We start from the raw sequence: 14102 nt of genomic DNA on the forward strand, positions 1-14102 counted from the left end.
ATTGATATCAGCCGCAGGCCTGAACGTGAAAACCCGATCCGAAGAACTCCAGGTATTCGTCGCCGTCATCGACTGCGGCTCGATTTCCGCTGCTGCCGAGCAGATGGGCCAGACCCCGTCTGCCGTCAGCCGCACCCTGTCGCGCCTGGAGGGCAAGCTGGGCACCACGCTGGTCAACCGCACCACCCGGCGCATGGACCTTACCGAAGAGGGGCGCTACTTTCTTGAGCGCTCGCGGCTGATCCTGCAGCAGATGGACGAGATGGAAGAGCGTCTGTCGATGAACCGCCAGACCCCGACCGGGCGATTGCGCATCAATGCCGCTGCGCCGTTCATGCTGCATGCCATCCTGCCGTGGATTGGCGAGTTCCGCCGCCAGTACCCGGGCATCGAACTGGAGCTCAACACCGACGACCTGATCATCGACCTGCTGGAGCAGAGCACTGATGTGGCGATCCGCATCGGAGAGCTGGCCGACTCCAGCCTGCACGCGCGCAGCCTGGGTTGTAGTCCGGTGCAGGTGCTGGCCAGTCCGGCCTACCTGGAGCAGCACGGCACGCCACGGCAGGTCGAGGAGCTGGCCAACCACTGTCTGCTCGGCTTCAGCCAACCGGAGTCGCTCAATCATTGGCCGCTACGTCACGCTCAGGGCGATCGCTGGAGCATCCGCCCGGCGTTGGTTGCTTCCAGCGGCGAAACCCTGCGCCAGCTGGCGTTGGCCGGGGAGGGCATCGTCAGCCTGTCGCACTTCATGACCCACGAAGATATCCGCACAGGGCGCCTGCAGGTGCTGCTGAGCGAGGCCAACAATGGCTACCGTCAGCCGATCCACGCGGTGTATTACCGCAACACCCAGTTGGCACTGCGCATCCAGTGCTTCCTGGATTTCATCCAGCGCAAGCTGGCGATGTACGCCTGCTGAGTTGCCTGATCGCGACAAATCCTGTCCACAGGCGGCGAAACTTCCGACGGTTGATTGCACAGTCGAAGCGCTTCGGCCTTACTGACTGCTCAACAAAAACAACACCAAGGAAGTGTCATGCGTATTGTCCCTTTCCAGTATCTGGCTCTCGCAGCCGCGATCCTGAGCTGTTCCTCAGTTTACGCCGCCACCCTGGAGGGCGGCGCGGTGGCCGCCCCCGATCAATATGGTGCACAGGTGGCCGCCGATATTCTGAAAAAGGGCGGCAACGCGGTGGACGCGGCAGTAGCGACCGCCTTCACCCTGGCGGTGACTTACCCAGAGGCCGGTAATATCGGCGGTGGCGGCTTCATGACCCTGTTTGTCGATGGCAAGCCTTACTTCCTCGACTACCGCGAAGTCGCGCCCAAGGCCGCCACGCGCAACATGTACCTGGACGACAAGGGCGAGGTCATCGAGAACCTCAGCCTGGTTGGGGCACGCGCCGCAGGCGTACCCGGTACGGTAATGGGCCTGTGGGAGGCGCACCAGAAGTTCGGCAAGCTGCCCTGGAGCGAGTTGCTGACCCCGGCCATCGGCTATGCGAAAAATGGCTTCAAGGTCGCGGAAAAGCAGTACCAGTACCGCAACGATGCCCAAGGCATGTTCAAGACGGCGACCAACTTCAACGATTACTTCGGCAACATGAAGGTCGGCGAGTTGTTCAAGCAGCCGGAAATGGCCCAGACCCTGGAGCGTATAGCCGCCAAGGGCGTGAGCGAGTTCTATCAAGGCAAGACCGCCGATTTGCTGGTGGCGCAGATGCAGGCTGACAAAGGCCTGATTACCAAAGATGACCTCAAGGATTACAAGGCGGTATGGCGTGAACCGATGGCCGTGAGCTGGCGTGGCAATGTGGTGTATACCGCGCCACCGCCGAGCTCAGGCGGTGTGGCGCTTGCCCAGTTGCTGGGCATCAAGGAAGACCGCGCGGCCGACTTCAAAGGGGTGGCGCATAACTCGGCGCAGTACATCCACCTGCTGGCCGAGATCGAGAAGCGGGTGTTCGCCGACCGCGCCGATTACCTGGGCGACCCGGCCTTCACCAAGGTGCCGGTGGACCAGTTGGTGGCCAAGGATTACCTGGCCAAGCGCGCAGCCCAAGTCAACCCGAAGGCCATTTCCGACACCGACAAGGTCAAGCCGGGCCTTGAGCCGCACCAGACCACGCATTTCTCGATCGTCGACAAGCAGGGCAACGCGGTCAGCAATACCTACACCCTCAACCTCGACTATGGCAGTGGTGTGGTGGTGAAGGGCGCTGGTTTCCTGCTCAACGACGAGATGGATGATTTCAGCGCCAAACCGGGGGCGGCAAACGCCTTTGGCGTGGTCGGCGGTGATGCCAACGCGATCGAACCAGGCAAGCGCATGCTGTCGTCGATGAGCCCCAGCCTGATGACCCGCGATGGCAAGGTCGAGCTGGTAATCGGTACCCCGGGTGGTTCACGGATCTTTACCTCGATCTTCCAGGTGATGAACAACCTGTACGACTACGGCATGCCGCTGGACAAGGCGGTGGCGGCGCAGCGCGTGCACCATCAGTTGCTGCCCAAGGACACCATCTACTTCGACAGCTATGCGCCACTGACCGGGCCGGTAGCTGATGAGCTGAAGAAGATGGGCTATGTGCTGGAGGACCAGGGCTGGGAGATGGGCGACATCCAGGCGATCCGGGTCGATGGGGCGAAGCTTGAGACCGCTTCCGACCCACGTGGGCGTGGGGTAGGGATGATCGTCAAGTAGTACCTGTCAGAACGCCGGGAGGGCTTTGCCCTCCTATCGCGACACAAGGCCGCTCCCACGAGGACCTGCGTTGGGGCCTTGTGTCGTGAAAGGGCCGCAAAGCGGCCCCAGGTTCCAAAGGTCAGACGCGGAACTGGCTGACCAGTGTCTGCAACTGCCCACCCAACCGCGCCAGCTCCACACTCGACGCTGCCGTCTCGTCACTGGCTGCTGCGGTTTGCTCTGACACATCACGCACATTCAGGATGCTTCGGCTGATCTCTTCAGCCACCGCACTCTGCTGCTCTGCCGCCGCAGCAATCTGCTGGTTCATCGACTGGATGCTCGATACCGTACTGGTAATGCTCTCCAGCGATGACCCGGCCTTTCGCGCCAGTTCGACGCTGCTGTCGGTCAGGGTACGGCTGCCCTGCATGGCATTCGCTACTTGCTGGGTACCGTGCTGCAGGCTGGCAATCAGTTCTTCGATCTCTTCGGTAGACTTCTGCGTGCGCTGGGCCAGGCCGCGCACTTCGTCGGCAACCACGGCAAAGCCACGGCCTGCCTCGCCGGCACGCGCCGCCTCGATCGCTGCGTTGAGCGCCAGCAGGTTGGTCTGTTCGGCCACCGACTTGATCACGTCCATCACGCTACCAATTTTCTGGCTTTCCTGCTGCAGCAGGTTCATGGCCTCGGTGGAACGGTGCATGTCTTCGGCCAGGCGTTCGATCTGGCCAATCGCTTCGCCCACCACGCGGTCGCCGGCACGGGCTTCGTCATCGGCACCTGTAGCTGCATGTGAGGCCTGCTCGGCATTGCGCGCCACTTCCTGAACGGTAGCGGCCATTTCGTGCATGGCGGTGGCCACCTGGTCGGTCTCGACTTTCTGGCTGTTGGCGCCCGCGCTGGTCTGTTCGGTGACTGCCGACAGCTCTTCGGCGGCGCTGGCAATCTGGGTGACGCCATCGCGGATGCCGCTGATCAGCTCGCGCAGGGTGGTGCCCATGCGCGCGATGCCTTGCTGCAGCACGCCCAGTTCGTCACGGCGGGTGACGCGCATGTGCTGGGTAAGGTCGCCACTGGCGATTTTTTCCACGGCCACCAGGGTGTCTTGCAACGGGCGCGTGATCTGGCGGGTGATCAGCACCGCCGCCAGCACGCCGACCAGCAGCGCCAGCAGTGTGGCGATGGCCTGCAGGCTGCGGGCCTGGGTACTCTCGATGTCACGGCGCTCTAGCTGGATCTGGTACAACGCGTCGCTGCGCTTGACGATGTCGGCACCCTGCACGGTCATTTCGGCGCGCGAGGTGGTGATGTTGGCAACCGCGTCGCGGAACTGGCGTACGGCGTCACGATAGGCCAGTACTGCGTTTTCGAACTGTTGCAGGCGCGCGTCTTCGCTAGGCAGCTGGCGCTTGAGGTTGTCGATATCGGCCAGTGCTGCATCCAGCTGGCGCAGGGCGGCCTGCTCGTTGGCGCTGCTGTTCTCGGCGATGTAGCCACGCACATCGATGCGTACCTGCAGCAATTGCTGGCGGGCCTTGCTGATCAGCTGGTACTGGGCCAGGCGCGCACTGTCAGCCTCGGGGCGAGCCATCACCTCCTGGCTGAGCGCATCCATGGCCTGGTCGGCGCGGATGGCCGAGCTGTCCATGGAAACGCGCGCTGCGCGGGTGGCGTCGTAGCCCTGGCGCATCTTGTTCAGCGACAGCTTGTAGGCGCTGATGGTATCGCCAAGCTCACCCAGCAGCTTGACGTTCTCCGGGCTTTTGAAGGTGGTGGCCAGGTAGGCCTGCTGCTTGCTGAATGCGTCCAGCTTGGCCAGGGTGTTGGCGGCGGCGGTATCGTCGCCGTTGGCGATCATGTACTGCAGGCGCGCAATGCGCAGATCGGTGAGGTCCTTGTTCAACTGGCCAATATCGCCCATCCAGTTGCTACGGTCGATCAGGCTGCCCAGGCTGGTCCAGCCGGTGAGGGCCAGCAGGCCAGTGAGGACCAGCACCAGGCCGAAGCCCAGGCCGAGTTTAAGGTTGACGCTGATGTTGGCGAACCAGCTGTTCATGCACGCTCTCCAGAAGTTGATTTCGCTCTCTTGATCTTCGATCGCCAGGCGTTTTTGTTCTGGATGCCCGCTGATTCGTGCAGGGGTTATCGGCCATGATTGGGGAAGCTGAAACGCTTTTTCAGCAAAATGTCAGCAAGCGGTCTCACTCGGTCCCTGTTGCACCGGGTATCAGAGGGTGCGTGCACTGAAGGTGTCGCAGCGGTTCACTTCACCTTCGGCAAACCCGGCCTTGAACCAGCGCACCCGCTGCGCCGAGGTACCGTGGGTGAACGAGTCTGGCACTACGCGCCCGCGGCTTTGCTGCTGCAGGCGGTCGTCGCCAATGGCATTGGCCGCATTCAGCGCTTCCTCGACATCGCCTGGCTCCAGCCAGTTCAGGCGTTTCTGCGCCTGGTATGCCCATACCCCGGCCAGACAGTCGGCCTGCAACTCCTGGCGCACCAACAGGCCGTTGTCGCCCTCCATGCGCTGGCCGGCGCGTCGTGCGGCGTCGACCTTGGCCGAAACGCCCAGCAGTGTCTGCACATGGTGACCGATTTCATGGGCGATCACGTAGGCCTGGGCGAAGTCGCCAGCTGCAGCGAAGCGGGTTTCCATTTCACGGAAGAACGACATGTCCAGGTACACCCGCTGGTCCGCCGGGCAATAGAACGGCCCAACCGCTGCCGAGGCAAATCCGCAGGCCGAATTGACCTGGCCGCTGAACAGGACCAGTTTGGGGTCACGGTATTGTTTGCCGGCCTCGGCGAACAGGGCTTTCCAGGTGTCTTCGGTGTCACCCAGAACCGAGGCGACGAACTCGGCTTGCTGGTCGTTGGCCGGTGGCGCCTTGCCGCCCGCACCACTGGGCGCCGTCTGCTGTTGTTGCTGCTCCATCTGCCCGGCAAGCTGGCCAAGAATCTGCAACGGGTCCTGCCCGGTGAGCCAGCCGATGCCGACGATCAGCAGGATTGCCCCAAGCCCCAGCCCCTTGCCGCCGCCGAAACGCATGCCGCCGCCGCCACCTTCGCCTCGGGCATCGACCACGTTGTCGCTGCGTCGGCCTTTTCGCCATTCCATGAATGCTCTCCGAGCGTGAAACAAGAAGACAAAGATTAGTTCACGAAGGTGGAACCTGTCAGGCCGAGGTGTTTATCCATAACCATTTAGTTATGTATCAAGGGGTCGATTTCAATGTTCATCGCCCGCGACCTGCCGGAAACTGTAAGTCCGCCTGCCACACTCAGGCGTTCTCATAATTCCAAGAGAGGAAACCGGCATGCCCGCCCAGGACAACAGCCGCTTCGTGATCCGTGATCGCAACTGGCACCCCAAAGCCCTTACGCCTGACTACAAGACGTCCATTGCCCGCTCGCCGCGCCAGGCACTGGTCAGTATTCCGCAGTCGATCAGCGAAACCACTGGTCCGGATTTTTCCCACCTGGGCTTCGGCGCCCATGACCATGACCTGCTGCTGAACTTCAATAACGGTGGCCTGCCAATCGGCGAGCGCATCATCGTTGCCGGCCGTGTCGTCGACCAGTACGGCAAGCCTGTGCCGAACACCTTGGTGGAGATGTGGCAAGCCAACGCCGGCGGCCGCTATCGCCACAAGAACGACCGCTACCTGGCGCCGCTGGACCCGAACTTCGGTGGTGTTGGCCGGTGCCTGACCGACCGTGACGGCTACTACAGCTTCCGCACCATCAAGCCGGGCCCGTACCCATGGCGCAACGGCCCGAACGACTGGCGCCCGGCGCATATCCACTTCGCCATCAGCGGCCCATCGATCGCCACCAAGTTGATCACCCAGCTGTACTTCGAAGGTGACCCGCTGATTCCGATGTGCCCGATCGTCAAGTCGATCGCCAACCCGCAAGCCGTGCAGCAGTTGATCGCCAAGCTCGACATGAGCAACGCCAACCCGATGGACTGCCTGGCCTATCGCTTCGACATCGTGCTGCGCGGCCAGCGCAAGACCCACTTCGAAAACTGCTGAGGACCCCGCCATGCCAATCGAACTGCTGCCGGAAACCCCTTCGCAGACTGCCGGCCCCTATGTGCACATCGGCCTGGCCCTGGAAGCGGCCGGCAACCCGACCCGCGATCAGGAAATCTGGAACCGCCTGGCCAAGCCAGACGCACCAGGCGAGCACATTCTGCTGCTCGGCCAGGTGTATGACGGTAACGGCCACCTGGTGCGCGACTCGTTCCTGGAAGTGTGGCAGGCCGACGCCAACGGCGAGTACCAGGATGCCTACAACCTGGAAAACGCCTTCAACAGCTTCGGCCGCACCGCCACGACCTTCGATGCCGGTGAGTGGACGCTGCACACGGTCAAGCCGGGTGTGGTGAACAACGCTGCGGGCGTGCCGATGGCGCCGCACATCAACATCAGCTTGTTTGCCCGTGGCATCAACATCCACCTGCACACGCGCCTGTATTTCGATGATGAGGCCCAGGCCAATGCCAAGTGCCCGGTGCTCAACCTGATCGAGCAGCCGCAGCGGCGTGAAACCTTGATTGCCAAGCGTTGCGAAGTGGATGGGAAGACGGCGTACCGCTTTGATATCCGTATTCAGGGGGAAGGGGAGACCGTTTTCTTCGACTTCTGAGGTGACGCTTGGGGCCGCTCTGCGGCCCATTCGCGGGCAAGCCCGCTCCTACAACGATCTGCGTACGCCGACGCCGATCAATGTAGGAGCGGGCTTGCCCGCGAATGGGCTGCAAAGCAGCCCCGGCAATACAACGATCAGCGCCGAACCAGCAGAACCCCACTCTCCATATGGTGGGTATACGGGAACTGGTCAAACAATGCACAGCGCTCGATGCGGTGGGTGTCCTGCAACTGGGCAATGTTCGCTGCCAGCGTTTCCGGGTTGCACGAGATGTACAGGATGCGCTCGAAACGCCGGGTCAGCTCGCAGGTATCCGGGTCCATCCCCGCACGCGGTGGGTCGACGAACACGGTACCGAACTGATAACTCTTCAGGTCGATGCCTTCCAGGCGACGGAACGGCCGCACCTCATTCAGTGCCTGGGTCAGCTCCTCTGCCGACAAGCGTACCAGCCGCACGTTATCCACAGCGTTTTCGTCAAGGTTGCTCAGTGCGGCATTGACCGACGTCTTGCTGATTTCGGTGGCCAGCACCTGGCGTACACGCGTGGCCAGCGGCAGGGTGAAGTTGCCGTTGCCGCAATACAGCTCCAGCAAGTCATCCTCACGCTCGCCCATGGCCTCGAAGGCCCAGCTGAGCATCTTCTGGTTCACTGCGCCGTTGGGCTGAGTGAACGCACCCTCCGGCTGGCGGTAACTGAACACGCGGCCAGCCACATCGAGTTTTTCCACCGCGTAGTCGCGGCCGATAACCAGGCGCTTGCCCTTGGAACGGCCGATGACGCTCACCCCCAGCGCTTCAGCCAGTTGCCGTGCTTCCACTTCCCAGGCCTCGTCCAGCGGGCGGTGATAGCACATCGTGATCATCGCATCGCCAGCCAGGGTGGTGAGGAACTCCACCTGGAACAGGCGGTTGCCCAGTTCTTCGCTGGCCTGCCAGGCTGCCTTCAGGCGTGGCATCAACGCGTTGATGCGTTCGCTGGCAATGGGGAAATCGTCGATCAGGATTGCCTTGTGCTTCTCGCCCGGGGCGAACATGGCGTAGTGGCGCTGGCCATCCTCGCGCCACAGGCGGAACTCGGCGCGCAGGCGGTAATGCTCGCGTGGCGAGTCGAAAACAGCCGGTTCCGGCGCACCGAACGGCGCCAGCAGCTCGCGCAGCCGGGCCACCTTGGCGTCCAGTTGGGTGGCGTAGGAGGAGGGGTCGAAAGCAGCACTCATGCGTTGAACCAGCCTAGCTTGATGACGAACAGGATGGAAAGGATCACCAGGGCCGGGTTCAGGTCGCGACGGCGGCCGGAAATCAGTTTGACGGCGGTCCAGGCGATGAAGCCGAAGGCGATACCATTGGCGATCGAGTACGTCAGCGGCATGGCCAAGGCAGTTACCACCACCGGTGCGGCTTCGGTGACGTCGTCCCAGTTTATTTCCGCCAGGCCCGAGGCCATCAGCACCGCGACGAACAGCAGTGCCGGAGCGGTGGCGAACGCCGGCACGCTGCCGGCCAGGGGGGCGAAGAACAGCGCCAGCAGGAACAGCACGGCAACCACGATGGCCGTCAGGCCGGTGCGGCCACCGGCGCTCACACCCGCAGCGGACTCGATATAGCTGGTGGTGGTCGAGGTGCCCAGCAGGGAGCCGGCCATGGCGGCGGTGCTGTCGGCGATCAGGGCGCGGCCCATCTTCGGCATGTGGCCGTCCTTGCCCATCAGGCCTGCGCGCTTGGCCACGGCGATCAGGGTGCCGGAGTTGTCGAACAGGTCGACGAACAGGAACGCGAAGATCACGCTGATCAGGCCCACATCGAGGGCACCGGCGATGTCCAGCTGCAGGAAGGTGGGTGCCAGCGAAGGTGGCATCGACACGATCCCGCCGAACGGCGTGACGCCCATGGCGATCGACGCGACGGTGACGGCCAGGATGCCGATCAGCACCGCGCCGCGCACTTTCAGCGACTCAAGGCCGACGATCAGGAAGAAGCCCAGTGTGGCGAGAATCACCGACGGCTGCTTGAGGTCGCCCATGCCCACCAAAGTGGCTGGGTTATCGACGACGATACCGGCGTTATGCAGGGCGATCAGTGCCAGGAACAGGCCGATACCGGCGGCAATCGCCGAACGCAGCGGCAGCGGGATGCTGTTCACGATCCACTCGCGGATGCGGAAGATCGACAGCAGGAAGAACATCACCGCCGACAGGAACACGGCACCCAGTGCCACCTGCCAGGTGTGGCCCATGTGCAGCACCACGGTGTAGGTGAAGAACGCGTTCAGGCCCATGCCCGGTGCCAGGGCGATCGGGTAGTTGGCAATCAGGCCCATGGTGGCGGAGCCGATGGCCGCTGCCAGGCAGGTGGCAACGAAGATCGCGCCTTTGTCCATGCCGGTCTCGCCGAGGATGCTCGGGTTGACGAACAGGATGTAGGCCATGGCCAGGAAGGTGGTGACGCCCGCGAGAATCTCGGTGCGCACGTTGGTGTTGTGTGCTCTTAGTTGAAACAGCCTTTCCAGCATGCCCGCTCCCCAAGGCGCCCCCGGCGCCATGAATGTATCGACCCCATCAGCAAAGCACAGACCGTACCGGATGCTGTGGTTTTGTGTGGGGAGGAAAAAAGCCGCGCATGATACCAGCATGCATGGCGGGGGCCTATGGCCGTTGGGGAATGGGTTTTTCTGGCCCTGCGCGGGTAACGTCCCCTGCAGGCGCGGGCTTGCCCGCGAACAGGCCGGCACGGGTGACGCATTACCCGTTATGCAACCGATCCCGCTTGGCCAGGGTAGGGAACAGTTTTATCCACACCCCGGTCACCACCAAGGTGCCCACCCCGCCCAGCACTACCGCCGGCACTGTACCAAACCAGTGCGCGGTCACCCCCGATTCGAACTCACCGAGCTGGTTCGAGGCACCGATGAACAAGCCGTTCACTGCGCTCACCCGCCCACGCATTTCATCCGGTGTCTCCAGCTGCACGAACGAACTGCGAATGACCATGCTGATCATGTCTGCCGCACCCAGTACCACCAGTACCGCCAGCGAGAACCAGAACGAGGTCGACAGGCCGAAGGCGATGGTTGCCACGCCGAACACGCCGACCGCAGTGAACATCGTCCGCCCGACGTTGCGCTGGAACGGGAAGCGCGCCAGCCAGAGCGACATCAGCAACGCCCCCACCGCTGGCGCCGAGCGCAACAGGCCAAGCCCCATCGGACCGGTCAGCAGGATGTCTTTGGCAAATACCGGCAGCAACGCGGTGGCCCCGCCCAACAATACGGCGAACAGGTCCAGCGAGATGGCGCCGAGGATGTCGGGCCGGCTGCGAATGAAACGGATGCCAGCCAGCAGCGATTCGATGCTGGCGCGTCCGCGCTGGGCGACCTGGCCGTGCGCCTGCAGGCTCAGGGTCAGCACGCAGGCAATGGCGTACAGGGCCACCGTCGGGCCATACACCCACATGCTGCCAAAGGCATACAGAAAGCCGCCCACCGCCGGCGCCACGATGGTCGCCGACTGGGTGGCCGAGGCCGACGCCGCCACTGCCCGCGGGAACAGCCCGGCCGGTACCACGTTGGGCAGCAGCGCCTGGGTTGCCGGCATTTCGAATGAGCGGGTGGCGCCGAGCAGGAAGGCCAGGGCAAAGATCAGTTCGCGGGTGACGTTGTCGGTGGCACTGCCCACTGCCAGCGCCAGGGCAATCAGCCCCTGAAGGCTTTGGCACAGGGCGGCGACCTTGCGCCTGTCATAGCGGTCGGCGACATGGCCGGTGTGCAGCATGAACAGCACCCGTGGGGCGAACTCGACCAGGCCGACCAGGCCCAGGTCCAGGACGTTGCCGGTCAATTGGTAGAGGTGCCAGCCGATGGCCACGGTGAGCATCTGGAAGCCGCTGGCGGTGAACACGCGGGCCAGCCAGAAGGCCAAAAAAGGACGATGGTGACGCAACAACTGCGGTGCGGAATCGGACATCGGAAACCAGGGGCCTCGGCGCAGTAGAGGGGGTGCGCAGCGTATCACCTGTTTGTAACAAACGGTTACTGTTTGCTCGGGTCGGCACTTTTCCACTGTTAATTAAAGAGGGTGAGGCAACAGGTCACGCGGCAATCCACCACACGGCCCACCGGGCCATTCGGGACTATGCTTCCTAGCATTAATTGATCTGGGTCAATCGTTCCAGATCAATGAAATGGCCGCCTGGCCGGAATCCCTGCGATCGAACAGAACAATTCAAACACGCCGTACTCGACCCAGTGGGGGCAGTGGGCGACGGGGCCACAAGCCCGGCCGCCGGATTATCTGAAGAGGAAGCACCATGTTCGGAATAGAAGCCTTAGAGCTCGCCCGAATGCAGTTTGCCTTTACCGTGTCGTTCCACATCCTGTTCCCGGCCATCACCATTGGCCTGGCCAGCTACCTGGCAGTCCTCGAAGGCCTATGGCTGCGGACCCACAACCAGGTCTACCGTGACCTCTATCACTTCTGGTCGAAGATCTTCGCCGTCAACTTCGGCATGGGCGTCGTCTCCGGCCTGGTCATGGCCTACCAGTTCGGCACCAACTGGAGCCGCTTCTCCGACTTTGCCGGCGCCGTCACCGGCCCGCTGCTCACCTACGAAGTACTGACTGCGTTCTTCCTCGAAGCCGGCTTCCTGGGCGTCATGCTGTTTGGCTGGAACCGCGTCGGCCGTGGTCTGCACTTCTTCTCCACGGTGATGGTAGCGCTCGGTACGCTGGTCTCGACCTTCTGGATTCTCGCCTCGAACAGCTGGATGCAAACCCCGCAAGGTCACGAGATCATCGATGGTCGGGTGGTGCCGGTGGACTGGTTTGCGGTGGTGTTCAACCCCTCCTTCCCCTACCGCCTGATGCACATGGCCACTGCCGCGTTCGTGTCCACCGCGTTCTTCGTCGGTGCCTCGGCGGCCTGGCACCTGCTGCGCGGGCGTGACAACCCGGCCGTGCGCAAGATGCTGTCGATGGCCATGTGGATGGCACTGATCGTCGCCCCGATTCAGGCAGTGATCGGCGATTTCCACGGCCTCAATACCCTCAAGCACCAGCCGGTGAAAATTGCCGCGATCGAAGGCCACTGGGAGAACGTGCCCGGTGAGCCGACGCCGCTGATCCTGTTCGGCATTCCCGACATGGAGGCCGAGACTACCCGGTTCAAGATCGAGATCCCGGCGCTCGGCAGCCTGATCCTGACTCACAGCCTGGACCAGCAGGTGCCGGCGATGAAGGAGTTCCCGCCTGAGGACCGGCCTAATTCGACCATTGTGTTCTGGTCGTTCCGGATCATGGTCGGGCTTGGTTTCCTGATGATCTTCGTTGGCCTGTGGAGCCTGTGGTTGCGCAAACGCGGCACGCTGTACAGTTCACGCCCGTTCCTGCATGTGGCCCTGTGGATGGGCCCATCGGGGCTGGTCGCGCTGCTGGCCGGGTGGTTCACCACCGAAATTGGCCGCCAGCCCTGGGTGGTGTACGGCCTGATGCGCACGGCGGACGGTGTTTCCAACCACAGCTACGCCCAGCTCGGCTTCACCCTTGTGGCGTTCGTGGTGGTGTACTTCGCCCTGTTTGGCACCGGCCTTGGCTACATGATGCGCCTGGTACGCAAAGGGCCGCAGACCGGCGAGGGTGACGAGCACACACCGGGAGGCCCAGGCCAGAAACGCACGCCGGCACGGCCTTTGTCCGCCGCCGATGATGGCCGCGAGGCCACCTCTGCCAGCCTGAACGAGGGGAACTGAACCATGGGTATCGACCTTCCACTGATCTGGGCCGTGATCATCATCTTCGGCGTCATGATGTACGTGGTGATGGACGGATTCGACCTGGGGATCGGCATGCTCTTCCCCTTCGTCAAGGGCGAGCAGGACCGTGATGTCATGATGAACACTGTCGCGCCGGTATGGGACGGCAACGAAACCTGGTTGATCCTGGGCGGTGCCGGACTGTTCGGTGCCTTCCCGATGGCGTATGCCGTGGTCCTCGAGGCCCTGTACCTGCCCCTGATCCTGATGCTGATCGGCCTGATTTTCCGAGGCGTGGCCTTCGAGTTCCGCTTCAAGGCCAAGGCCGACAAGCGGCACATCTGGGACAAGGCTTTTATCTGGGGTTCGCTGATCGCCACCTTCTTCCAGGGTGTGGCGCTGGGCGCGTTCCTGGAGGGGTTCAAGGTTGTCGACCGGCATTTTGCCGGTGGCACCCTGGACTGGCTGACACCATTCAGCCTGTTCTGCGGGCTGGGGTTGATCGTGGCCTACACCTTGCTGGGTTGCACCTGGCTGATCATGAAGACCGAAGGGCCGCTGCAGCAGAAGATGCACGATATGGCCCGGCCGCTGGCGCTGGTGCTGCTGGTGGTGATCGGTATCGTCAGCCTGTGGACGCCCATCGCCTACCCGCAGATTGCCGACCGCTGGTTCAGCATGCCCAACCTGATCTGGTTCATGCCGGTACCGCTGCTGGTGCTGGTGACCTTCTACGGGTTGCTCAAAGCGGTGGCACGCAACGCGCACTACACGCCGTTCCTGCTCACGCTGGTACTGATCTTCCTTGGCTACAGCGGCTTGGGAATCAGCCTGTGGCCTAACATCATCCCGCCGTCGATTTCGATCTGGGATGCCGCAGCGCCACCGCAAAGCCAGGGCTTCATGCTGGTGGGTACCCTGTTCATCCTGCCGTTTATCCTGATGTATACCTTCTGGAGCTACTATGTGTTCCGCGGCAAGGTCACCCACGAAGACGGCTACCACTAGG

11 protein-coding genes are annotated in these 14102 nt (G+C 62.8%); 6 read left to right on the forward strand and 5 right to left on the reverse strand.

Annotated elements, in window-relative coordinates; translation table 11 throughout:
• The first annotated feature begins 25 nt into the window (after window positions 1-25).
• Both V6093_RS21780 and ggt read left to right on the forward strand, forming a co-directional pair.
• Window positions 26-922 (forward strand): LysR family transcriptional regulator, encoded by an 897-nt coding sequence (locus V6093_RS21780; protein ID WP_003251593.1) that lies wholly within the window; start codon window positions 26-28, stop codon window positions 920-922.
• A 117-nt stretch (window positions 923-1039) separates the two neighbouring features.
• Window positions 1040-2707, forward strand: a complete 1668-nt coding sequence (ggt, locus tag V6093_RS21785) for a gamma-glutamyltransferase (RefSeq protein ID WP_019752545.1) — start codon at window positions 1040-1042, stop codon at window positions 2705-2707.
• 121 nt (window positions 2708-2828) lie between these two features.
• On the opposite strand, the gene V6093_RS21790 is transcribed toward ggt, so the two are convergent.
• Window positions 2829-4748: a methyl-accepting chemotaxis protein gene (locus V6093_RS21790; RefSeq protein ID WP_265978941.1), complete on the reverse strand. Its 1920-nt coding sequence runs from the start codon at window positions 4746-4748 to the stop codon at window positions 2829-2831.
• Between the two features lie 171 nt (window positions 4749-4919).
• The gene (locus V6093_RS21795) at window positions 4920-5810 is read right to left on the reverse strand and encodes a neutral zinc metallopeptidase (protein ID WP_003251596.1); all 891 of its coding nucleotides are present in this window, start codon (window positions 5808-5810) and stop codon (window positions 4920-4922) included.
• Window positions 5811-6009: 199 nt separating this feature from the next.
• Between V6093_RS21795 and pcaH the strand changes: the two genes are divergently transcribed.
• Complete coding sequence (pcaH, locus tag V6093_RS21800; RefSeq protein ID WP_003251597.1) at window positions 6010-6729, forward strand: protocatechuate 3,4-dioxygenase subunit beta; 720 nt, start codon at window positions 6010-6012, stop codon at window positions 6727-6729.
• A gap of 10 nt (window positions 6730-6739) precedes the next feature.
• Window positions 6740-7345: a protocatechuate 3,4-dioxygenase subunit alpha gene (pcaG, locus tag V6093_RS21805; protein ID WP_003251601.1), complete on the forward strand. Its 606-nt coding sequence runs from the start codon at window positions 6740-6742 to the stop codon at window positions 7343-7345.
• 137 nt (window positions 7346-7482) lie between these two features.
• On the opposite strand, the gene trmA is transcribed toward pcaG, so the two are convergent.
• From trmA to V6093_RS21820, 3 genes are all read right to left on the reverse strand, one after another.
• Complete coding sequence (gene trmA / locus V6093_RS21810; RefSeq protein ID WP_019752543.1) at window positions 7483-8568, reverse strand: tRNA (uridine(54)-C5)-methyltransferase TrmA; 1086 nt, start codon at window positions 8566-8568, stop codon at window positions 7483-7485.
• Complete coding sequence (locus V6093_RS21815) at window positions 8565-9860, reverse strand: NCS2 family permease (protein WP_003251606.1); 1296 nt, start codon at window positions 9858-9860, stop codon at window positions 8565-8567. Before V6093_RS21815 ends, trmA begins: the two co-directional genes overlap by 4 nt.
• A gap of 229 nt (window positions 9861-10089) precedes the next feature.
• Window positions 10090-11310, reverse strand: a complete 1221-nt coding sequence (locus V6093_RS21820; RefSeq protein ID WP_003251608.1) for an MFS transporter — start codon at window positions 11308-11310, stop codon at window positions 10090-10092.
• 343 nt (window positions 11311-11653) lie between these two features.
• On the opposite strand from V6093_RS21820, the gene V6093_RS21825 reads away from it, so the two are divergent.
• Together V6093_RS21825 and cydB are read left to right on the forward strand one after the other, a co-directional pair.
• The gene (locus V6093_RS21825; protein WP_003251610.1) at window positions 11654-13090 is read left to right on the forward strand and encodes a cytochrome ubiquinol oxidase subunit I; all 1437 of its coding nucleotides are present in this window, start codon (window positions 11654-11656) and stop codon (window positions 13088-13090) included.
• A gap of 3 nt (window positions 13091-13093) precedes the next feature.
• Window positions 13094-14101, forward strand: coding sequence for a cytochrome d ubiquinol oxidase subunit II (cydB, locus tag V6093_RS21830; protein WP_003251612.1), 1008 nt, complete (start codon window positions 13094-13096; stop codon window positions 14099-14101).
• Window position 14102 lies beyond the last annotated feature (1 nt).

Source organism: Pseudomonas putida group bacterium ESBL64 (assembly GCF_045277175.1).
Taxonomy (GTDB): domain Bacteria; phylum Pseudomonadota; class Gammaproteobacteria; order Pseudomonadales; family Pseudomonadaceae; genus Aquipseudomonas; species Aquipseudomonas alloputida.

Excerpts from the sequence above, each read along its gene's own strand:
- V6093_RS21790 (WP_265978941.1), bottom strand. The coding sequence starts at position 4,748 with ATGAACAGCTGGTTCGCCAACATCAGCGTCAACCTTAAACTCGGCCTG.
- V6093_RS21825 (WP_003251610.1), top strand. The coding sequence starts at position 11,654 with ATGTTCGGAATAGAAGCCTTAGAGCTCGCCCGAATGCAGTTTGCCTTT.
- cydB (WP_003251612.1), top strand. The coding sequence starts at position 13,094 with ATGGGTATCGACCTTCCACTGATCTGGGCCGTGATCATCATCTTCGGC.
- V6093_RS21795 (WP_003251596.1), bottom strand. The coding sequence starts at position 5,810 with ATGGAATGGCGAAAAGGCCGACGCAGCGACAACGTGGTCGATGCCCGA.
- V6093_RS21820 (WP_003251608.1), bottom strand. The coding sequence starts at position 11,310 with ATGTCCGATTCCGCACCGCAGTTGTTGCGTCACCATCGTCCTTTTTTG.
- V6093_RS21815 (WP_003251606.1), bottom strand. The coding sequence starts at position 9,860 with ATGCTGGAAAGGCTGTTTCAACTAAGAGCACACAACACCAACGTGCGC.
- ggt (WP_019752545.1), top strand. The coding sequence starts at position 1,040 with ATGCGTATTGTCCCTTTCCAGTATCTGGCTCTCGCAGCCGCGATCCTG.
- pcaH (WP_003251597.1), top strand. The coding sequence starts at position 6,010 with ATGCCCGCCCAGGACAACAGCCGCTTCGTGATCCGTGATCGCAACTGG.
- trmA (WP_019752543.1), bottom strand. The coding sequence starts at position 8,568 with ATGAGTGCTGCTTTCGACCCCTCCTCCTACGCCACCCAACTGGACGCC.
- pcaG (WP_003251601.1), top strand. The coding sequence starts at position 6,740 with ATGCCAATCGAACTGCTGCCGGAAACCCCTTCGCAGACTGCCGGCCCC.